Origin of the sequence: Gordonia cholesterolivorans (assembly GCF_039531975.1) — a bacterium.
GTDB classification, from domain to species: Bacteria; Actinomycetota; Actinomycetes; order Mycobacteriales; family Mycobacteriaceae; genus Gordonia; species Gordonia sihwensis.
Genome location: NZ_BAAARB010000005.1, coordinates 165177 through 186413 on the forward strand (window position 1 = coordinate 165177; position 21237 = coordinate 186413).

Consider the following 21237-nt stretch of genomic DNA (forward strand, 5'->3'; position numbering starts at 1 on the left):
GACGTGGAGCAGGGGTGACGGTGACCATCTGGACCCGTCGATCGACACTGCGCTGACGCAACCCGCGGAACGGTGCGACGTGGAGCGGGCCGCATCAGCCCGTCGGCCCGTCACTGGCCGTCTCCGTAGAGGTAAGCCCGCAATGACGCGGCCGACACCAGCAGCACGCGTCCGCGTGCTCGCGGACGGATCGAGCGCAGCTCGCCGCTGTCGATGAGGCGGATGACCGTGTCTTCGGATACGTCGAGCCGTTCGGCGACAGTCGAAACGCGGAAGGCACGCAGATCGTCGTCTGCGGCCAGAGGTGAAACTTCAGCGGACACACTTCTCCCGGTGGAACTTGCCCCGTCGTCGGGAGAGGTGTGATTGATGACTCTGCAGTTGTGCCTCAACGGTAGGCAATAACCGCAACTAAACGCAAGCACTTCTCGGAACGTCATCGATTCCGAGGTACCCACCAGGTACCCAATCGCTAAGCTACTCGCCGGTAGAAAAGCAAGAAACCCGCTGTGACCAGCGGGTTTCTTGTTGCTCCCCCAATTGGATTCGAACCAATAACCGCTCGATTAACAGTCGAGTGCTCTGCCGTTGAGCTATGGGGGATTGCTCTCGTTGCGAACGAGAACAGACTCTATCCCATGTCTCCGGGAGAGTGCAAAACAGCAGTTCAGGGGGCGTTCTGCCAAATCTGAGTCTGCGACAGATGGGCGATCAGCCGCGCGGCGCCGTCGGTGAACTCCCGGCGGATGCACTCGGCCGCAGCGTCCGGGTCACCGGATCGGTAGGCGACGATCAGCTCGTCGTGCAGATCCGCGGTCAGCTCTCCCCACTCAGGGTCCGACGCGTACAGCGCGTGGGGTGTGTAGCGGGTCGTGTTGAGCAGCACCCAGGCCAGCTTCGTATTGCCGCTGATCTGATTGTGCGTGCGGTGGAACTCGAATTCCGCATCGGTGAGGTCCTCGTGATCGCCTGACCTCACGGCGCTGCGGAACCGGGCGTTGGCCCAGGCGAGCTCGTCGATCTGCGCACTGGTCACCACCCGCGCCGTGCGACGGGCGATCCGTGCCGCGGCCTCGCCCTGGAGCCAGAACAGATCGTCGACGTCGGTCCGAGTGAGCGGAGCGACCTCGTAGCCGCGATGCGGGGCGAGGAGGACCATGCCCTCGCCCCGCAGGGTCAGCAGTGCCTCGCGGACCGGGGTGACGCTCACGCCCAGTTCCACGGCGGTCTCGTCGATGCGAATCCGCGCTCCCGGCAGCACCTCGGCGGTCATGATCTTGTGCCGGAGGATCGACGCGACCTCTTCGGACAGTTGCGGGCGTCGCCGCTGACGGACCGGGGTGGCGTCAGAGGCCATAGGTCTTTCCGATGATGTCGCGCTGGATCTCGTTGGTGCCGCCGAACACGGTCGAGATGATCGCCGACCGCATGAGACGCTCGGCGTCGAATTCGGTGGCGTAGCCGTACCCGCCCATCATCTGCATCCCGTCGATGGTCATCTTCTTGCTCGTCTCGGTTGCCTTCAGCTTCACCATCGACGCCTCCCGCGGCATCAGCCGGTCCGGATGAGCATCCGCGGCCCGGGCGACGCTGTAGACGAGCTCCCGGGTGCACGCGATCTCCGTGGCGTGGTCGGCCATCCGATGGCGCAGCGCTTGGAAGGAGCCGACCGGGCGACCGAACTGCTTGCGTTCGGTGATGAAGGCGAGAGTGTCGTCGAATGAGCGTCGCGCGAGTCCCAACTGCATCGCCGCCAGGATGAGGCGCTCGGAATTGAGCCCGGACATCAATTGGCGCCACCCGTTGCCGACCTCGCCGACGACTGCGGAATCGGGAACGAAGCAGTCGGTGAAGTAGAGGTCGTTCACCTCGCGGCCGCCGAGCGTGTCGATACCGCTGATCTTGAGCCCGGGAGTGTCGGCCGGGACGTGGAACTGGGTGAGACCCTCGTGCTTTCCGCCGGAGCGGTCGGTGCGGGCGATGAGAAGGATGCTCTTCGAGAAGTGTGCATTGGAGCACCAGGTCTTCTGCCCGTTGATCTTCCAGCCGCCCTCGACCTTCTCCGCGCGACAGGTCAGGGCGCCGACGTCCGACCCCGCCTCGGGTTCGGACATCGAGATCGATAGTGAGTCGCCCGCGACCACGCCCGCGAGCACCTCGCGCCGCAGGTCGTCGTGCGCGAACTTGGCGTACGCGGCAGCGGTGATGAGGGTCGGGCCCACCGCGCCGATCGGAGCCTGGCCGCGGACGGCCTCCTCCAGGAAGATGCACATCTCGACGTTGCCCGCGCCGGCGCCGCCGAATTCCTCTGCCACGTTGATTCCGGCCCAGCCGAGGCCGGCCATCTTCCGATACAGCTCGTCGGAGTGGGCCTCGGTCCCGTTGTTGGTGAGTGCGTCTCGCCGCTGCCGGGTGCCGACCTCGCGCTCACAGAAGTCGGCGACCGCCTGCGCGAAAGCTGCCTGTTCGGGGGTGAATTCGACCACGGGGTGACTCCTTGACATCGGCTGAATGAAACAGATCCCTACAAGTCGTATCACATATATCTAGCGATCGGTGAAGTGGCATGTGTCACATACGACCATCCTTCGCGCATCATTACAGTGGGTGATCATGGCCGACAGCAGCGACGACGAACGAGCGACGAAGCCGGAAGCAACGGACCCGGACCGAGCGGAGTTGTTGGCGCAGAACCGCGAACGCCGGGCCCGGATCCGTGACGAAGAGCGCGTCGAGAAGGCCGACGGCGATCAGGATCTCATCGAGATCGGTGTCGGCGGACCGGCCGATTCGCCGCGCAAGCTCGCCATCGCGTTCGCCGCGACGACGGCGCTTCTGGTGGTGGTCGTCGGGATCCTCGCCTACTTGCTCGTCTCGGAGGACTCGGCGGGTTCGGGGCGCTCAGACGAGCAGGGGGCGATCGTCGCAGCGAAGCAGTACGCGACCACCGTGCTGACGTACTCGGCGGGCGACTACGCCGATCTCGACAAGCGGATCCGATCGATCTCGACGCCTGATTTCGCCGACCGGTACATCCGATCCTCACAGCAGGCGCGGGAGGGCAACGACGCCGCGCAGGCCACCGGAACGGCCGTGGCCAGGGAAGCCGGAGTCGTGTCGATCTCCGACGACGAGGCGGTGGTCCTGGTCGCGATCGACCAGAACGTCAAGACGCCGCTGGCGCCCGATGCGTCGAAGGAGGGCATCGACTACCAGTCGCGCATCAAGATCACGATGTCGCGCGACGGTGATTCGTGGAAGCTGTCGGATCTGTCGGTGGTGTGAGCGCCCCGACGGCCTGTGCCGAAGCGGTCTCGCCGGTGAGCACCGCCGTGACGACGACCGCGATGGTCGGTGCATCGAGGTCGCGGTCGGCGATCGTCAGGTCCGTGGCGACGTTCAGTGCCGCGTGCACCAGGAATCGGGCGACGCCGGGGGCCACCCCGGGCCGGGCGCGCTGCAGCCACGTCGCCCATTCGTCGACGTTGACGCGCTGCTGACGCCGCAGCGCGCGCTGGTCGGCGGGATCGAGCACTCCCGTGTCGCGCAGGTAGACCGTCATGATCCCGGGGTCGCCGACGCACAGTGCGCTGTACTCGGCGGCGAGCGCGACGAGTGCCTCGCGGGGAGTGTTCGCGTGTGCCAGACCTTCGGCGATCGCGGCGGTGGTGCGTTCCGAGCCGCGCCACAGGGCCGCGGCGAGAATCGCGTTCTTCGACGGGAAATGGCGGTACACGCCGGACGGCGGAAGACCGGCGGCGGCGCCGATCTGCTCGAGGGTCACGTCATGGAACCCGCGGTCGGCGAACAGTCGGATCGATTCGGTGAGGATCGTCTCGCGCCGACCGGCCGGGGCGAGACCCCGAGTGCCGGCCGCGGGCTGCGGCTCTGGCAGGTCCAGATCGATGAGAGTCTCCACTGCCGCGCACAGGACGTCGAGGACGGTACGACGGGCGAGACCGATCCGGTGCGTCACCGGGCTGGCGACGACGGACAGGGTGGCGGTCACCAGAATCCGCGAGGTCCGGTCGTCGACTTCGGGGCGCATTCCGCGCAGGAGTGCGGTGAGCCGGTTCCGGGTCGTCGCCGACAGTTCCGCAAGGCGTCGGCGATCGTCTCCCCGCAACAGCCGGGGTTCGCGCCGGTAGACGTTCCCGGATTCGCGGTTGTCGAGCGCGTTGGCGGCAATCGACCGGACGACGGCGAGCAGTTCGCTGCGCGGGTCGTCCTCGGAGGGCACCGCGGCGACCGCGGCGGCCAGTTGTCCGGCCAGATGGATCAGCGAGGCAGCGAAGAGTTCGTACTTGCCCGAGAAGTGCTTGTACAGCGCGGGCGCTGAGATTCCGGCCTCGTCGGCGATCGCCCCGAGGCGGGTGGCGTGGAATCCGGACGAAGCGAAACTGCGCGCGGCGGCAGCAAGGATCACCTCCCGCCTGTCGGCCGGGCGTCTGCGTGTGCGTTCGGCGGTGCCGCAGTCGTCTCCGGTTTCCATGAGAAACGATGCTAGCGAACCTCCGTTGCGATGAATCTGGAAACCTAGAAGAGAGAACAAGCTGGTAGAGGACAATTATTAGGGTGGTAAGTTAATTTACATTCGCATGATGTAGATCACTTCCGGTGCTACGGTGGGGGCGATTGCCAGGGTTCACCGAGTCGAGGAGCGCGATGATCAGCGAGGCCGAGTGCCGTGACGGGGTCTGGGCGAGCATCGATGCGAACGGGATCGCGCGTCTGGAGATCGACCGGCCCCGGCAGATGAACGCACTCGACGGGCCCGCGTCCGCGCGCGTGATCGCCCTGTGTGACGAGTGGGCGGCGAGTCCCGACGTCCGCGTGGTGATCCTGTCCGGTCGAGGCGGATCGTTCAGCGCGGGAGCCGATGTGGCGGGGATGGCGCAGGACGCGCGGGGCTCGGGAGGCTTCGACGAGGCCGCCTCCCGGGCGATCATCGAGAACGGGTCGAATCTGGTCCGCGCGGTTCGGGGGCTGCCGATGCCGGTGATCGCCGCGCTCGACGGTGCCGCAGTCGGCATCGGCGCGTCGCTGGCTGTCGCGGCCGATCTCGTCTACGCCACCAGCCGCACCTACTTCATGCTCGCATTCGTCAATATCGGCCTGATGCCGGACGGAGGGGCGTCGGCCCTGTTCACCGCGGCGGTCGGCCGTGCTCGGGCCAACGCGATGGCGTTGCTCGGGGAGAAGCTGTCGGCCGCCGATGCGTACGACGCCGGGCTCATCACGGCGTTCTTCGATGACCCGGCCGGGCTCGCGGCGGCCGTCGACCGGGTTGCCGGACGACTGGCCCGCCGTTCCCCGCGCGCGCTCGCGCTGACCAAGTCGGCTCTCGACCGCCATTCGCTGAGCGGATTCGACGAGGCGCTCGAGCGTGAGATCTCCGGTCAGACCGAGCTCCTCCAGTCGCCGGAGTTCCAGTCCGCCTTGACGTCGTTCGTCGCCGGCCGCTGACCGACCGGCGTCACCCGTGCTTCTCGCCGCGCCCGCTATTTCCGCACCTCGACAGGAGATGACATGACCGAGACCCTGGGCTTCACGCTCACCGACGAACCGCTCCGTTCGCGCCGCAACCATTGGAACAACCAGGTCCGCCGACACGCCGAGACCCGCCCGGACGGGGTGGCCTTGCGTTTCCTGGGCAAGAGCACCACATGGCGGGAGCTCGACCACCGGACGCATTCGCTGGCGGCGGCGCTGCTGCGCCGCGGTGTGCGATTCGGCGATCGAATCATGGTCCTGATGCTCAACCGGACCGAGTACGTGGAACTCACGCTCGCCGCGAATCTGATCGGGGCGATCCCGGTCCCGGTCAACATCCGGATGGCACCCGCCGAGGTGGCCTTCCTCGTCTCCGACTCGGGTGCCCGGGTGATCGCGACCGAGACGATGCTGGCCCCGCTGGCCGACGCCGTCTCGCAGATCACCGGCTCCGTCGAGGAGATCATCACGGTCGGCGACGTCGCGAACCCCGCGCACCTGGCGTACGAGGATCTCGTGTCCGAGCAGGGTGAGCCGCTGCCCGATATCGACGTGCCGGAGGACACCGTCGCCCTGATCATGTACACGTCCGGCACCACCGGCAAGCCGAAGGGGTCGATGCTGACGCACCAGAATCTGCAGGCGCAGGCGGTCACGTGCATTCAGGCGCTGAACACCGCATCCGACGACATCGCGTCCTGCGTCGCCCCGATGTTCCACATCGCGGCGCTCGGTGCGATGACGCCGACCTTCTACATGGGTGCGACCACCGTGATTCATCCGCTCGGCAATTTCGATCCCGAGCAGATGCTCGACGTCCTGGAGGCGGAGGGCACGACCTCCATCTTCCTGGTGCCCGCGCAGTGGCAGGCGGTGTGCGCCGCGCAGCAGGCACGTCCCCGCGAGCTCAAGCTGCGCGTGGTCAGCTGGGGCGCTGCGCCGGCCTCGGACACGGTGCTGCGAGCCATGAACGAGACCTTCCCGGACGCGATGAACGTGGCCGTGTTCGGACAGACCGAGATGTCGCCGATCACGTGCGTGCTCGAGGGCAAGGACGCCTTGCGCAAACTCGGCTCCATCGGGAAGGTCGTCCCGTGCGTCACCGCGCGCGTGGTGGACGCCGCGATGAACGACGTGCCGCAGGGCGAGGTCGGCGAGATCGTGTACCGCGGCCCCAACCTGATGGCCGGCTACTGGCAGAACCCGCAGGGCACCGCGGACGCCTTCGCCGGAGGCTGGTTCCACTCCGGCGACCTGGTGCGTCAGGACGAGGAGGGTTTCCTCTACGTGGTCGACCGAGCGAAGGACATGATCATATCCGGGGGAGAGAACATCTACTGCGCCGAGGTGGAGAACGTGCTCTTCGGCCACCCGAAGGTCGCCGAGGCCGCGATCATCGGCCGCGCGCACGAGAAGTGGGGAGAGGTGCCGGTCGCGGTGGTCGTCCTCGCCGACGGGGTCGACGACCTGACGCTGGAGGAGATGGAACCGTTCCTGAACGAGAATCTGGCGCGGTTCAAGCACCCGAAGGATCTCGTCATCGTCGACGAACTGCCGCGCAATGCCGGCGGAAAGGTCGTCAAGCCGCAGTTGCGAGAGGCGTACGGCAGCAAAGACGCCGGACTCAAGAATTGAGAACTGTAACGTGTTTCATTTTTGTCGAGAAGTGACTACCCTCACTAGCAGATGCGGCTGAGGCCGTACGTCATCTGTGGGATGCGGCCTCGCCGCAACGGGATTCGAAATCGAGGTAAATGACTGTGAAGACCAAGGGCGCCATCCTCCGGGAGCTGAACACGCCGTGGAAGATCGAAGAGATCGAGATCGGTGATCCCAAGGCGCACGAGATCAAGATCCGCATGGAAGCAGCGGGCATGTGCCACTCGGACCATCACCTGATGACCGGCGGCATTCCGATGGGCGGGTTCCCGATCCTCGGCGGTCACGAGGGAGCGGGTGTGGTCGAGGAGATCGGTGAGGGCGTCACCGACTTCGAGGTCGGCGACCACGTGGTGCTGTCGTTCATCCCGTCGTGCGGCAAGTGCCGCTCCTGCAAGGCGGGCGTGGCCAACCTGTGCGACTTCGGTGCCATGCTGCTGCAGGGCGAAGCCGTCTCCGACCACACCTTCCGCATCCACACGGCCGCCGGTGAGCCGGTGTACCCGATGACCCTCCTCGGCACGTTCAGCCCGTACATGGTGGTGCACGAGGCGTCGGCGGTGAAGATCGACAAGGAGATCCCGTTCGAGGTCGCGGCACTGTGCGGCTGCGGCATCCCGACCGGCTACGGATCGTCCACCCGCAGCGGCGACGTCCGCCCGGGTGAGGATGTGGCGATCATCGGCGTCGGTGGCGTCGGAACAGCTGCCCTGCAGGGTGCGGTCATCGCCGGCGCGCGCAACGTCTTCGCCATCGATCCGGTGGAGTGGAAGCGTGAGCAGGCCCTGAAGTTCGGTGCGACTCATGCCTTCGCGTCCGTCGAGGAGGCCATGAACGAGATCGGTAACGCCACCGAGTGGGGGATGTGCCAGAAGGTGATCGTCACCGTCGGCGAGGTGCACGGCGAGGACGTCGACACCTGGCTGAGCATCACCGCCAAGAACGGCACGTGCGTACTGACCGGCATGGGCAACATGATGGAGAACCAGGTCACGCTCAACCTGTCGATGCTGACGCTGCTGCAGAAGAACTTGCAGGGCAGCATCTTCGGCGGCGCCAACCCGAAGCTCGACATCCCGAATCTGCTGTCGATGTACAAGATCGGCAAGCTCAAGATCGAGGAGATGATCACCCGCCAGTACAGTCTGGACCAGATCAACGAGGGCTACCAGGACATGCTCGACGGCAAGAACATCCGCGGCGTCATCCGTTACACCGACGCCGATCGCTAGGCCCCGCTCGCGAGATTCTGACATCCTGAAGATCCGCCGGCTCATCGGGCCGGCGGATCTTCATATGCAGTGGGCCCGGGCAGCGGCCGGAGGTCCGACTGCCGGCGGCGAAGGGGAGAGATGACCGAGAAGAGGAGCTCGCGTTCACGTGCCGAGCGGGGAGCGGAGATCGCCGAGCGCGAGACCGTCGAGGGCGGAGCCTGGGCGGCCTCGCCGGAGGCGAAGTCGACGGCTCTGACTCTGCGCATCGTCGCCGCAGTGCTGTGGACAGTTGCGATCGCGGGTGAACTCGTCACCATCTTCTGGGTGCTGCGTCAGGATCCGCTCCGGATGTGGCTGCTGATCGTGATGATCGTCGTCATCGGCGCGTTCGCGCTGGCCGGATCGCTGCTGTGGAAGAAGGCCAATCGCTACGATCCGGCGTCCGAGAAGGACCGGGTCCGATTCTTCGTTCAGAACCAGCTCGGCGTGATCGTCACGGTGATCGCCTTCCTCCCGCTGATCGTCCTGATCTTCCTGAACAAGGACATGGACGGGAAGCAGAAGGGGATCGCGGGCGCAGTGGCGATCGTCGTCGCGGCTCTGGTCGGATTGGCCGGCGCCGACTGGGATCCGCCCTCGGTGGAGCAGTACGGCGTCGAGACCAATGTGGTCGAGCAGCTGACGGGCAAGAACCGCGTGTACTACACCAAGGGCGGTTCGGTCTTCCACGTCTGCGCCGACGTACCCGATCTCCGGCGGTCGGCGACGATCCTCGACGGCACGGTGGACCAGGCGCATGCTGACGGCAAGGACCGGCTGACGAAGAAGTGGGTCTCCGAGGCGATCAACAACTGCGGGATCCCGGTGGAGCGGGTCGACGCCGTGCTCGGCGACGTCGACGACGTCACCTCCACGCTCGACGACGACCAGTTCACGACGGGCTCCGACGGAAAGCCCTCGGTCAACACCGATGTCGAGACGCCCGCTCCCGCAGGCACGCCGACGCCGGGCCGCTGACCGCACCGATCGGAGACGGGGAGTGTCGTGCGTGAGCTGACGAGTGACGATCTCGGGCTGCTGCTGTCATTGTTCGCGGTCCTGCTGTTGGCGTTCGCGGCCAACTTCCACTTCTCGCGTACGTCGGTGCGGCGTCACCGGCGGGCCGCGTTGCTGTTCGTGGTGGTGAGCTTTCTCGGCGAACTCTCGACGGTGGTGGCGTTGATGCTGACGTGGGTCGCGCTGTGGAGTCCGGCCGCATGGGACAGGATCGACGATCTGCTGGTCTTCGTACCGGGCACGATCGCGATCCTGTGCGCGGTGGTGCTGACAGTGGAGTCGGTCTACGCGCGGTCGGTCAACATCATCAGGGTGGAGCGGGATCCCGCCACGCCGGGACACCGAACGCGCGATCGTGCCGGTGAGTAGGGTCGGTAGGCGTGAGATCACTCGAGACGCTTTCGGACTGGCCTGTCGACAACGTCTCCGCGGCCGTGCTCACCGCGGAGGGAACCGCCGGAACGTTCGGCGACCTCGCCCGCGTGTACGAGCTCGCGTCGGTCACCAAGCTCCTCGTCGCGCAGGCCGTGCTCGTCGCGGTGGAAGAGGGCGCGATCGATCTGCGGACTCCCGCCGGCCCGCCCGGAGCCACCGTCGCGCACCTGCTGGCGCATGCATCGGGCCTGGCCTTCGACAGCCGGCAGGTGGTCGCAGGCGTGGCCGAACAGCGGATCTACTCGAGCGCGGGATTCGAGGTGCTAGCCGAAGCGGTGGAAGCGGAGACCGGCATCGCCTTCGCCCACTATCTGCGCGAGGCCGTCTGCGATCCGCTCGGACTGACGGCGACGGAACTATACGGTCCGGCCGGGCACGGTGCACGGTCGACCGTCGCGGACCTCTCCCGGTTCGCCGCCGAGCGGCTCGCACCCCGGCTGATCTCCATTGGTCTCTCAGCGGAATCGGCGTCGGTGCAGTTTCCCGGGCTCGACGGATTCGTCCCCGGCTACGGTAAGCACCGGCCGAACGATTGGGGCCTCGGCTTCGAGATCCGGGGAACCAAGAGCCCGCACTGGACGGCTCCCGCTCATTCCCCGCGGACTCACGGGCACTTCGGCCAGGCCGGGACCTTCCTGTGGGTGGACCCCGACCGGCGGGCCGCCGCGGTGGTCCTCACCGACCGGCCTTTCGGGCCGTGGGCCAAGCCCCTCTGGAGTGAGTTCAACCAGGAAATACTCGACGAACTCGACGGCTCCGGCGGGTAGCCTCGGAACCAGGACGCGGTCTCGCCTCACATCCGGGTGGAGTCAGTCGGGTGCGGGGGCGCGTCGTCGCCGCGTTCGCACCCGAGAACCCGAAGGAGGCGTTTCGTGGCACGTTATGAACTCCCGACCACGACGGAGCTGCTCGAACTCGGGTCGCCGCGCGATCACGCGGTGACCGTCTATGCGCAGGCCAGTGCCGCGCAGTACGATCTCGCCCGAACCACGGTCAAGAGCGCGATGGACCGCGCCATCCGGTCGCTCCGCAACGGCGGCGGGAACCACGCGCTGGAGTCGGCCCTGCGCGAGAGGACCACGGCGATTCTCGCCGACGAGGGGTGGCGCAAGCTGTCGCACTCGCTGGCGGTGTTCATCACTCCGGAAGAGGCGGAGATGTTCGTCCTCCCGAACCAGTTGGAGAACCAGCTTCAGGTCGGCAGCTACTTCGACGTCGGACAGCTGGTGCGCGCGGCGGCGGCCCCGCAGGACGCCTACGCGCTGACGCTGTCGGCCGACGGGTGGAACCTGTGGCAGGCGTCCGGAACGGAGCTGGCGTCGGAGATGGAGGTGGAGGCAGACGGCATCGGCGATGTCGCGGAGGCCACCAATCGCGCGACGGTGCGCGGACGGATCCATGCCCGTCGGCTGCACGGCGACGAGGGCACCAAGCTGCTCCTCGAGACGTACGCCAAACGCGTGCACGAGGTGGTGGTGAAGGCGATCGACGCCGATGACCCGTCCGCCGAGCGCCCGCTGTTCGTGTTCGCCGCCGATCCGCTGCTGGACATGTACCGGAACCTCGACCGCGGCTTCCGCGAACTCGTCGCGGTGCCCGGAAGCCCCGACGAACTGACGGCGGTGCAGATCGATGCCAGGATCCGCCAGGAACTCGCGGACATCAACTCCCGCCGCGCCAACGCGACGGTTGAGAAGATCGCCGACGGCGTGGCCAAGGGCCTCGTCGCGACCGACCTCGTGGATGTGGCACGGGCGGCGGTCGCGGGCAACGTCGACACCCTGGTGTACGACTTCACCGTCGACGTCCTCGGGCGCCTGGACAACGAGACGGGCGACGTCACGTACGCCGACGACGGCTACGACCTGCTGTCACGCATCGCGGTGTGGGTGCTGCAGACGGGCGGCCGGGTGATTCCGGTTCGCGCGTCCGAGATCGTCTCCGACATCTGGAACGGCACCGTGACGGCTCGGCTGCGTTACCCGCTGAGTACCTAGGACAGAGCTCGCGACAGACGACGGCCGCTCGGAGCAGAACGCTCCGACCGCCCGTCGTCTGTCGAAGAACCGGGGTGCGGCGGCTGTTCAGCCCACCCGCTGGCGCAGCCACGTGACCTCTGCGCCGACACCGCCCATGCGGTAGTTCTCCAGGCCCTCGTCCCACGCGGTGCCGAGGATGGCATCGAGCTCTCCGGCCAGGCCGGCACTGTCGGGCTGTGCGTCCATCAGCGCGCGCAACTGCATCTCTCCGACGATCACGTCACCGTTGGCTCCGGTGGACCCACGCCACAGACCCAGCCCCGGCAGATAGCAGAAGCGTTCGCCGTCGACACCCTCGCTGGGGTTCTCGGTCACCTCGAAGACCAGGCCGGACCATTCGCGCAGCGCATTGGTCAGCCGTGCGCCGGTACCGACCGGCCCCGTCCAGTCGACGCTCGCACGCATGCGGCCGGGCTCGGCGTCCTGTTCGGACCACTTCAGGTCGGCCCGCGCATTCAGAGTCGACGACAGCGCCCACTCCACGTGCGGGCACAGCGCGACGGGAGAGGCGTGGATGTAGACCACGCCGCTCGTCATGTCCGCAAACTGATTCAGATTGCGCACCTTTTCACCTCCGGTTCGACGAGGAACGTCTTCCCCAAGCGCACCTACGCCGGAACTCGGATATCACACTGCTGATACAAAGTATGCCTTGTGATGTGCGTGTTGCGCTAGTTCTTTTTGGTGCGGATGTGTTCCTCGACGGACGACGGACGACGGACGACGGACGACGGGCGACGGACGACGGGCCGGCGCAGTCCGCCGGGAACGACGATGTCCCCGGCGCCGTACAGGCGTCCGGGGACATCGTCGAACTCATGCGCTCCAAGTGCGCGTCACAGCGGAATGTTCTTGTGCCGTCCGCGTCGGGCAGGCGCCGAAGCGAGGGCCTCGGCGATGATGCTGCGAGTCTTGGCCGGATCGATGATCTCGTCGACGACGCCGATCGACTGGGCACGGCCGACGCCGCCTGCGATCTGCTCGTGCTCCTGGGCGAGGCGCTCGTGAAGCTCCTCGCGCTCCTCCTCCGGGGCCGCGGCGAGGGTCTTCTTGTGCAGAATGCCGACGGCGGCCTTGGCGCCCATGACGGCGACCTCGGAGCCCGGCCAGGCGAAGACAGCGGTGGCGCCGAGGGCGCGCGAGTTCATGGCGATGTAGGCGCCGCCGTAGATCTTGCGGGTCACGAGCGTGACACGCGGCACCGAGCACTCGGCGAACGCGTGCAGCAGCTTGGCGCCGCGGCGCACGACGCCGTTCCACTCCTGGCCGACGCCCGGGAGGTAGCCGGGGACGTCGGTGATGACGATGATCGGCACACCGAAGGCATCGCACAGGCGCACGAAGCGGGAGGCCTTCTCGGCGGCCTCCGAGTTCAGGCAACCGCCCATCCGGAGCGGGTTGTTCGCGACGATGCCCACGCTGCGGCCCGACAAGCGGCCGAAGCCGACGGTGATGTTCGGGGCCCACTTGGCCTGGAACTCCTCGAAGGTGGTGACCTCCGACTCGCCGTCCGCCGCGAGCTGGGTGTCGAGGAGGGCCTCGACGATCGGGTGGACGTCGTAGGCGCGCCGATTCGACTCGGGCAGCAGTGCGCGCAGGTCGGTGTCGCCGGCCTCCGCCTTCTCCCGGTTGAAGTGACCCTGCTGCGAGAACGTGCCGACCAGACGGCGGGCGCGCCAGTACGCGTCGGCCTCCGAGTCGGCGGTGATGTGGCTGACGCCGGAGCGCTTGCCGTGGGTGTGCGGTCCGCCGAGCGATTCCATGTCGACCTGCTCGCCGGTGACGCTCTTGACCACGTCGGGCCCGGTCACGAAGACCCGGCCCTCCGGAGCCATGATCACGACGTCGGTCAGGGCCGGTCCGTACGCGGCACCGCCCGCGGCGAACCCGACCACCACGGAGATCTGCGGCACGTAACCCGATGCGCGCACCATGGCCTCGAACACGCCCCCCACAGCGTGCAGGGCCTCGACGCCCTCGGCCAGTCGAGCGCCGCCCGAGTGCCAGATGCCCACGACGGGCGCCTGCTCGGCGATCGCGGTGTCGATCGCGTTCACGATGTGAGCGCAGCCGACGATCCCCATGGCACCGCCCATCACGGTGCCATCGGTGCAATAGGAGACGGTGCGAACACCGTTGACGTCGCCGATCGCCGCCAGCACACCCGATTTGTCTCGGGGATGCAGCAGCTCGACGGTTCCGTCGTCGAAGAAGCTAGTCAACCGCAGCAACGGATCGCGCGGATCCGTCGCCTCCTCACGGCCGGGGATGGGTGCCAGTGTGGTCATCGGGTTCTCCTATGCGGGGGTTGGGGATCAGTATCGGCCGAATGCCAAGGCCACGTTGTGCCCACCGAATCCGAAGGAGTTGCTCAGCGCGAAGTCGATCTGTCCGCGGCGAGCCTCACCGTGTACGACGTCGATGTCGCCGCACTCCGGATCCAGGTTGTCCAGATTCAGCGTCGGGGGAATGACGGAGTCCTCCACCGACTTGATGGTCAGGACCGCTTCGAGAGCGCCGACGGCGCCGATCGAATGGCCCAGGGCTGACTTGGGCGCGTAGATGGCTGCGTGGTTGCCCACGGCGGCCTGGATGCCCAGCGATTCTGCGGTGTCTCCGATGGGGGTGGACGTCGCATGCGCGTTGACGTGCGTGATGTCCGATTTCTGCAGACCGGCGGTCTGCAGGGCTCGGGCCATCGCGCGGGTGTTGCCCTGCCCCGAGGGGTCGGGGGCGACGATGTGGAACCCGTCCGAGGTGATGCCGGTGCCCATCAGCCGAGCGTGGATGTGAGCACCGCGCGCCTTGGCGTGGTCCTCCCGCTCGAGGACGAGCATGGCCGCGGCCTCGCCGAAGACGAATCCGTCGCGGTCGGAGTCGAACGGGCGCGACGCGGACGCCGGATCGTCGTTCCGGGTGCTCATCGCGCGCATCATGCTGAAGGCTGCGATCGGCACCGCGTCGATGTGTCCTTCGACGCCGCCGCACACGATCATGTCGGCGTCGCCCATGACGATGTGACGCCATGCGTGTGCGATCGCCTCCGCACCCGACGAGCATGCCGAGACCGGGGTGATGACGCCGGCGCGTGCGCCGATGTTGAGACCTGCGACGGCCGCGGGCCCGTTGGGCATCGCCATCGAGACGGCCAGCGGCGACACCTTGCGGTAGTTGCCGGTGTCCTTCAGAGCTCGGTCGGCGTCGATCAGCGAGTCCGCGCCGCCGATGCCGGTGCCGAGAACCACGCCGAGCCGGTCGGGGTCGACCTCCGGCTCGCCGGCCTGCGCCCACAGGCGCTTGCTCATCACATGCGACATCCGCTCGACGTACGACATGCGTCGCGCCTCGATGCGAGTCACTTCGTTGGTCGGGTCGTCGACGAGACGACCACCGATGCTGACCGGCAATTTGTACTGCTCGACGAAATCGTCGGTCAGCTCCCGAATGCCGGTCTTACCGGCGACGAGATTTTCCCAGGTCGTGTCGAGATCAGCTCCCAGGGGCGTGGTGGCGACCATGGAGGTCACCACCACGCTGGGGAACTCTCCACCGCGAGTGGAAAAGTCACGCAGCTCGGTCATGCTACGCCTGGCCGCCCTCGATCTGGGCGGCGATGGCTGCAGCGGTCTCGGGGTTCTCGGCCTCGAGCTTCTGGACGTAGGCGACGGTGTCGCCGACGGTGCGCAGGCTGGCGAGATCCTCGTCCGGAACCTTCACGCCGTACTTGTCCTCGACCTGGACGGCGATCTCCACCATCGACAGCGAGTCGATGTCCAGATCGTCGACGAACGACTTCTCCAGCGTCACCTCCGACGGCTCGATGCCGGTGACTTCCTCGATGATCTCGGCGATGCCTGCGACGAGCTGTTCCTGAGTGGCGGCCACGGTGTGGCTCCCTTCTTCGTTTCTGTACTGCTATCTGGTTTTCCGGAGTCAGCGTGTGCTGAGTGGACGGGCCGTGAGGCCTTCCGGGGGTCGGGTGCTGCCGACCGCTATCCAAGTCCTGGGAGGTCCTCCAGATCGGCGGGGACCTTGACGGCTCGCGAGGGCACGCCCTTCAATTCACGCTTGGCGATGCCCACGAGCGTCCCGCCCGGCGCGAGTTCGACGATCGCGTCGGTGCCCGCCTCGCGGAGGTAGTCCGAACAGAGGTCCCAGCGTACGGGGCTGGTGACCTGAGTGACGAGTCGGCGCAGGGCTTCGGCGCCGGTGGGAACGGGGCGACCGTCTGCGTTCGAGAGCAGGGTCCGGGTGGGGTCGGCGGGCGTGATCTGCGCCGCTGCCTCGGCGAACGCGTCCTGCGCCGGTGCCATGAACCGAGTGTGGAACGCTCCGGCGACCGCCAGTTTGCGCGTGCGCGCCTTGGCAGGCGGCGCCGAGATCAGCTTGTCGATGGCGACGACCGAACCCGCGGCGACGATCTGTCCCCTCGCGTTGCGGTTGGCGGGCACGAGGTCGAGATCGTCGAGGAAGGCGAGCACCTCGGTCTCATCGCCGCCGAGGATCGCGGCCATGGTGGTCTCCTCCAGCGCGCAGGCCTTGGCCATCTCGGCGCCACGCACGCCGGCCAGGATCATCGCCTCATCGGCCGTCAGGACGCCCGCGACGGCGGCGGCGGCGACCTCGCCGATCGAGTGTCCGGCGATCACGACGTCCGCGGGCAACTCGCCGTGGCGGCGGCGGAACTCGTCGAACGAGAGCAGTGCGGAGGCGACCACGAGCGGCTGGGTGACCGCGGTATCGGTGATCTCCTCCGCCGTCGCTGTGGTTCCGAGGCGTTCGAGGTCGAGTCCGATGGCCTCGGACCACGCGGAGACGCGGTCACGAGCCCCGGGCAGCTCCAACCATTCGGTGAGCATGCCGGGTGTCTGGGAGCCCTGGCCGGGCGCAAGCAACGAAAGCACGTGACTAGGGAACACCTTTCAGCTGTGTCGTAGTGGTGTTGCTGGGTACGAACCTTGGCGGCGATATTTGTAGGGTTCCTACAAAAGTGACTCTGTCGGTGTTCCCATCGTCATCGGGTTGAGATCCGTTACGCGATCGAGTCTGACAAACACCGAACAGGGTCTATACGGCTACTTTGCCGTGACGAGTGTTACTCAGGGGGCTGAATGGGGCGTTCCTTGATGGTTTCGTGCCAATCTCCCGATGGTCAGTGCGACACGCAGAACGAAAGCGTCTCGGGGGTTAGATGCGTCACGTCCGGTGATGTCGGCCACCTTCTTTAGGCGATACCGCACAGTATTTGGATGGATATACAGTTCCCTGGCACAAGTTTCCACCTGGCCGCCGCTGTCGAGGTAGGCCTCGACGGTGTTGACGAGGGTCTCCGAACCGCTCAGGGGTTCCACGATCGTCTCGTCCATCGTCTCGATCGCTGAGCGGTCGCCGTTGAGCGCCCGCTCGGGAAGCAGATCCCAGCTGTAAGCCGGTCGCGGCGCGTTGGGCCATCCGACCACCGCCCGGAGTCCGGCCATGGCCTCGACGGCGCTCGCGTGGGCCGATCCCAGGTTGGGCGTGGTCGGGCCGATCACCACGGGACCCTCGGCGAAGTGCTCGAGGAGGTCGGTGAGAAAGCGGTCGGACGGCCGCAGCGGCCCCTCGACGATCGCGACGAGGGTGCTGCCCTGCACCACCGAGAGTGCGGCGCGGTCGTACTGTTTGGCGGTGTTGTGGAGCGTCAACGCGACCGACACGTTCTGTTCCGGGGGCGGAGATCCGACGATCACCGTCGCCGCGGCGTCGGTGGACCAGTTCAGTGCCGCCGCGCGCGAGAGCAACTGCGGGCCCTCGTCACCGCGCACCACGGCGTCGACCACGAGTGCCTCCATGCGCGAGTCCCACGCGCCACGCGACTCGGCGGCCGAGGCGTAGATCGCGGCGGCGGCGAATCCGATCTCCCGGCCGTACCGCAGCACCGATTCGGTGAGTGCGCGGAGCTGGGCGTCGTTCCGGGCCAGGAGCGGAAGCCACTTCTCGAAGAACTCCATCGCCACGCGCACCATCTCGACCGTCTGCAGCAGTGAGATGCGCCGGGCCAGGTCCTGGGGGACCACCTGGAATGCCTGGACGGTGAACTTGACGTTCCCCTCCGGGTCCTGGATCCACTCCACGAAGTTGACGACCGCCGTCTGGACCACCAACTGCACGCTGGCCCGCTGCGCCGCGTCGAGGTCGCTGAAATAGGGCAGTTGCTCGGACATCGAGTGGATCGCTTCGGTGGCCAGTCGGCCGCTGTACTGCTTCACGCGGCGCAGCAGGGTGTCGGGCAGCGCGTCGTGCACGGTGGCCGGCGCGGGCACGTGGGCGCCGCGCGCGCCGAAGACGTCGGTGGCGCGCGTCGTCTTCAGACGGGGGTCGGGTTCGGCATCAGGCACGGATTCAATGTAGACCGCTCGCGACCCGCTGTGGCCGGGTCGTATCGGCCGGCCGGACTGGGCCGATGGTCGCGGGCGCTGTCCGTCGAACGTCCCCCCGCGCCGAGACGACCGAACGCCGGCGACGCGAGGTCGCCGGCGTTCGGGTGGTCGGACCGGTCAGGCGACGCCGGGGTCGCTGGTCTGCTCGGGAGCAGCCGAGACGTCGTCGATCTGGTACTTCCGGGCGGCGTCGGCCGCGACGGTGCGGTCGATCTTGCCGTCGCGGGCCAGCGCCACCAGTACTCCGACGACGATGGATTCGGCGTCGATATTGAAGTAGCGGCGTGCGGCGGGGCGGGTGTCGGAGAATCCGAAGCCGTCGGCGCCGAGGGTGAGATACGTCCCCGGAACGTACGCGCGGATCTGTTCCTGGACGCCGCGCATGTAGTCCGAGACGCCGACGAACGGGCCCTTGGCGTACTGCAGCACCTCGGTGAGGTACGGCCGCGTCGACGACCCCGGGTTGCGCAGTTCGGCCCGATCGGCTGCGATGCCGTCGCGGGCGAGCTCCGACCACGAGGTCACCGAGTACACGTCGGCGGCCACGTCCCACTCCTGCGCCAGCAGGTCCTGGGCGCGCAGGGCATCGCCCATCGTGACGCCCGAGACGAGGATGTTCGCGAAGTGCGCCGCGGGCTGCGGTGCCCTCCGGTACCGGTAGATGCCCTTGAGCAGCCCCGCGACGTCCAGATCCTCCGGCTCGGCCGGCTGGGTGATGGGCTCGTTGTAGACGGTCACGTAGTAGAAGACGTTCTCCGCATCCGGACCGTACATGCGCTCGAGACCGTCGACGACGATGTGCGAGAGCTCGTACGCGAACGCCGGGTCGTAGGAGACGGCGCCCGGGTTGGTCGCGGCGAGCAGCGGAGAGTGTCCGTCGGCGTGCTGCAGACCCTCACCGGTCAGCGTGGTGCGGCCCGCGGTGGCTCCGATGACGAATCCCCGGGCCATCTGGTCGGCCGCGGCCCAGAGACCGTCGCCGGTCCGCTGGAAGCCGAACATCGAATAGAAGATGTACAGCGGGATCATCGGCTCGCCGTGCGTGGCGTACGACGTGCCGACCGCGGTGAAGCTGGCTGTGGAACCGGCCTCATTGATGCCCTCGTGCAGGATCCGGCCGTTCTCCGCCTCCTTGTAGGCGAGCATCAGTTCGGCGTCGACGGACGTGTAGTTCTGGCCGTGCGGGTTGTAGATCTTCAAGGTGGGGAACCAGGAGTCCATGCCGAAGGTCCGGGCCTCGTCCGGGATGATCGGAACGATGCGCTTGCCGACCTCCTTGTCGCGCAGGAGCTCCTTGAAGATGCGGACCAGCGCCATGGTGGTCGCCACCTGCTGGTTGCCCGAGCCCGATGCCACGGCCTTGAGGGCGGGTGCCGGATCGGCCTGCAGCGGCTTGGCCGCCACCTTGCGGCTCGGGACGAATCCGCCGAGCTGCTTGCGCCGTACCAGCATGTACTGGATCTCCGGAGAGTCCATACCCGGGTGGTAGTACGGCGGCAGGTACGGGTCGGCCTCGAGCTGCGCATCGGTGATCGGCACATGCGCGGTGTCGCGGAAGGCCTTCAGATCGTCGAGCGTCATCTTCTTCATCTGGTGGGTCGCGTTGCGGCCCTCGAAGTGCTTGCCGAGCGTGTAGCCCTTGATCGTCTTCGCCAGGATCACCGTGGGCTGTCCCTTGTGGGCCATGGCGGCGGCGTATGCGGCGTAGATCTTGCGGTAGTCGTGACCGCCGCGCTTGAGGTTCCAGATGTCCTCGTCCGAGAGATCGTTGACGAGTTCCTTGGTGCGCGGATCACGGCCGAAGAAGTGGTCGCGGATGAACGCGCCGTCGTTGGCCCGGTAGGTCTGGTAGTCGCCGTCGGTGGTGCGGTTCATCAGGTTGACCAGCGCACCCTCCTTGTCGGCGTGCAGCAGATCGTCCCACTCGCGGCCCCACACCACCTTGATGACGTTCCAGCCCGCGCCGCGGAAGAACGACTCCAGTTCCTGGATGATCTTTCCGTTGCCGCGGACCGGGCCGTCGAGCCGCTGCAGATTGCAGTTGATGACGAAGGTCAGGTTGTCGAGCCCGTCGATGGCGGCGACCTGCGCCAGACCGCGCGACTCGGGCTCGTCCATCTCACCGTCGCCGAGGAACGCCCAGACGTGCTGGTCGGAGGTGTCCTTGATGCCGTTCGCGTGCAGGTATTTGTTGAACCGGGCCTGGTAGATCGCGTTCATCGGGCCCAGGCCCATCGAGACGGTGGGGAACTGCCAGAACTCCGGCATCAACCGGGGATGCGGGTACGACGGCAGCCCGCCGCCGTCGCCGGCGTGGCTCTGCTCCTGACGGAAGCCGTCGAGCCGCGCCTGGTCGATGCGTCCTTCCAGGAAGGCGCGCGCGTAGATGCCGGGTGAGGCGTGGCCCTGGATGAAGACCTGGTCGCCGCCGCCGGGATGATCCTGGCCGCGGAAGAAGTAGTTGAAGCCGACTTCGTAGAGCGAGGCGGACGACGCGTACGTCGAGATGTGGCCGCCCACGCCGATGCCGGGCCGCTGCGCTCGGTGGACCATGATCGCGGCGTTCCACCGGATGAAGGCGCGGTAGCGGCGCTCCAGATCCTCGTCCCCGGGGAACTCGGGTTCCAGTTCGGTCGGGATCGTGTTGACGTAGTCGGTGTTCGTCAACGCGGGGATGCCCACACGCTTGTCCTCCGCGCGTTCCAGAATGCGCAGCATGAGGTACCGCGCGCGCTCGGGGCCCGCGTCGGCGAGCATGGCGTCGAAGGACTCGAGCCACTCGTCGGTCTCCGTGGGGTCGTTGTCGACCAGGTAGGACGCGACGCCGTCCCGAATGACCTGAACGCGGCTCCCGCTCGACGCCGGCGCGCCGGCCTTGTCGGTGCCGGCGATCTGATCAGTCACTGTCTGCCACCTATCTCG

The 21237-nt window shown here is 67.2% G+C and carries 19 protein-coding genes and 1 tRNA gene; 8 read left to right on the forward strand and 12 right to left on the reverse strand.

Annotated elements, in window-relative coordinates; all coding sequences use genetic code 11:
* Window positions 1-110: 110 nt before the first annotated feature.
* The 4 genes from ABFX36_RS07060 to ABFX36_RS07075 all read right to left on the reverse strand — a co-directional run bounded on the left by ABFX36_RS07060 (window position 111) and on the right by ABFX36_RS07075 (window position 2486).
* A complete protein-coding gene (locus ABFX36_RS07060) occupies window positions 111-323 on the reverse strand; it encodes a helix-turn-helix domain-containing protein (RefSeq protein WP_346075627.1) in 213 nt (70 codons plus the stop codon).
* 208 nt (window positions 324-531) lie between these two features.
* Window positions 532-603 (reverse strand) — tRNA-Asn (locus ABFX36_RS07065).
* A gap of 64 nt (window positions 604-667) precedes the next feature.
* Window positions 668-1357: a GntR family transcriptional regulator gene (locus tag ABFX36_RS07070; RefSeq protein WP_062366620.1), complete on the reverse strand. Its 690-nt coding sequence runs from the start codon at window positions 1355-1357 to the stop codon at window positions 668-670.
* Window positions 1347-2486 carry an acyl-CoA dehydrogenase family protein gene (locus ABFX36_RS07075; protein ID WP_006895186.1) on the reverse strand — a complete coding sequence of 380 codons (1140 nt, stop codon included), beginning with the start codon at window positions 2484-2486 and terminating at the stop codon, window positions 1347-1349. Before ABFX36_RS07075 ends, ABFX36_RS07070 begins: the two co-directional genes overlap by 11 nt.
* 127 nt (window positions 2487-2613) lie before the next feature.
* Between ABFX36_RS07075 and ABFX36_RS07080 the strand changes: the two genes are divergently transcribed.
* Entirely contained in the window at window positions 2614-3285 is a 672-nt protein-coding gene (locus ABFX36_RS07080) for a hypothetical protein (RefSeq protein WP_006895188.1), read from the forward strand.
* Here the strand turns inward: ABFX36_RS07080 and ABFX36_RS07085 are convergent.
* Window positions 3230-4492 carry a TetR/AcrR family transcriptional regulator gene (locus ABFX36_RS07085; RefSeq protein WP_006895189.1) on the reverse strand — a complete coding sequence of 421 codons (1263 nt, stop codon included), beginning with the start codon at window positions 4490-4492 and terminating at the stop codon, window positions 3230-3232. The two genes, ABFX36_RS07080 and ABFX36_RS07085, sit on opposite strands and share 56 nt — an antisense overlap.
* A gap of 173 nt (window positions 4493-4665) precedes the next feature.
* Between ABFX36_RS07085 and ABFX36_RS07090 the strand changes: the two genes are divergently transcribed.
* The 7 genes from ABFX36_RS07090 (at window position 4666) to ABFX36_RS07120 (ending at window position 11854) form a co-directional block, all read left to right on the forward strand.
* Window positions 4666-5466 carry an enoyl-CoA hydratase-related protein gene (locus ABFX36_RS07090; protein ID WP_006895190.1) on the forward strand — a complete coding sequence of 267 codons (801 nt, stop codon included), beginning with the start codon at window positions 4666-4668 and terminating at the stop codon, window positions 5464-5466.
* 63 nt (window positions 5467-5529) lie between these two features.
* A complete protein-coding gene (fadD5, locus tag ABFX36_RS07095) occupies window positions 5530-7128 on the forward strand; it encodes a fatty-acid--CoA ligase FadD5 (protein WP_006895192.1) in 1599 nt (532 codons plus the stop codon).
* 125 nt (window positions 7129-7253) lie between these two features.
* A complete protein-coding gene (locus ABFX36_RS07100) occupies window positions 7254-8384 on the forward strand; it encodes an NDMA-dependent alcohol dehydrogenase (protein ID WP_039866974.1) in 1131 nt (376 codons plus the stop codon).
* 120 nt (window positions 8385-8504) lie between these two features.
* Complete coding sequence (locus ABFX36_RS07105) at window positions 8505-9383, forward strand: hypothetical protein (protein WP_006895196.1); 879 nt, start codon at window positions 8505-8507, stop codon at window positions 9381-9383.
* A gap of 27 nt (window positions 9384-9410) precedes the next feature.
* Window positions 9411-9791 carry a hypothetical protein gene (locus tag ABFX36_RS07110; RefSeq protein ID WP_006895198.1) on the forward strand — a complete coding sequence of 127 codons (381 nt, stop codon included), beginning with the start codon at window positions 9411-9413 and terminating at the stop codon, window positions 9789-9791.
* 11 nt (window positions 9792-9802) lie between these two features.
* Window positions 9803-10624, forward strand: a complete 822-nt coding sequence (locus ABFX36_RS07115; protein ID WP_006895199.1) for a serine hydrolase domain-containing protein — start codon at window positions 9803-9805, stop codon at window positions 10622-10624.
* A gap of 105 nt (window positions 10625-10729) precedes the next feature.
* Complete coding sequence (locus ABFX36_RS07120; RefSeq protein ID WP_006895200.1) at window positions 10730-11854, forward strand: baeRF11 domain-containing protein; 1125 nt, start codon at window positions 10730-10732, stop codon at window positions 11852-11854.
* A gap of 87 nt (window positions 11855-11941) precedes the next feature.
* Here ABFX36_RS07120 and ABFX36_RS07125 read toward each other — a convergent pair whose 3' ends face one another.
* The 7 genes from ABFX36_RS07125 to aceE form a co-directional block, all read right to left on the reverse strand.
* Window positions 11942-12460, reverse strand: coding sequence for a DUF3145 domain-containing protein (locus ABFX36_RS07125; RefSeq protein WP_006895202.1), 519 nt, complete (start codon window positions 12458-12460; stop codon window positions 11942-11944).
* A gap of 272 nt (window positions 12461-12732) precedes the next feature.
* Window positions 12733-14184, reverse strand: a complete 1452-nt coding sequence (locus tag ABFX36_RS07130) for an acyl-CoA carboxylase subunit beta (protein ID WP_006895204.1) — start codon at window positions 14182-14184, stop codon at window positions 12733-12735.
* Between the two features lie 27 nt (window positions 14185-14211).
* Window positions 14212-15477 carry a KasA/KasB family beta-ketoacyl-ACP synthase gene (locus tag ABFX36_RS07135; protein WP_006895205.1) on the reverse strand — a complete coding sequence of 422 codons (1266 nt, stop codon included), beginning with the start codon at window positions 15475-15477 and terminating at the stop codon, window positions 14212-14214.
* A gap of 1 nt (window position 15478) precedes the next feature.
* Window positions 15479-15781 (reverse strand): meromycolate extension acyl carrier protein AcpM, encoded by a 303-nt coding sequence (gene acpM / locus ABFX36_RS07140; RefSeq protein ID WP_006895207.1) that lies wholly within the window; start codon window positions 15779-15781, stop codon window positions 15479-15481.
* Window positions 15782-15888: 107 nt separating this feature from the next.
* Entirely contained in the window at window positions 15889-16800 is a 912-nt protein-coding gene (locus ABFX36_RS07145; RefSeq protein WP_006895209.1) for an ACP S-malonyltransferase, read from the reverse strand.
* A 195-nt stretch (window positions 16801-16995) separates the two neighbouring features.
* Window positions 16996-18273 (reverse strand): PucR family transcriptional regulator, encoded by a 1278-nt coding sequence (locus tag ABFX36_RS07150; RefSeq protein WP_006895210.1) that lies wholly within the window; start codon window positions 18271-18273, stop codon window positions 16996-16998.
* A gap of 159 nt (window positions 18274-18432) precedes the next feature.
* On the reverse strand, window positions 18433-21219 hold the full coding sequence (gene aceE, locus ABFX36_RS07155) for a pyruvate dehydrogenase (acetyl-transferring), homodimeric type (protein ID WP_062366628.1): 2787 nt from the start codon (window positions 21217-21219) through the stop codon (window positions 18433-18435).
* Window positions 21220-21237: the final 18 nt, after the last annotated feature.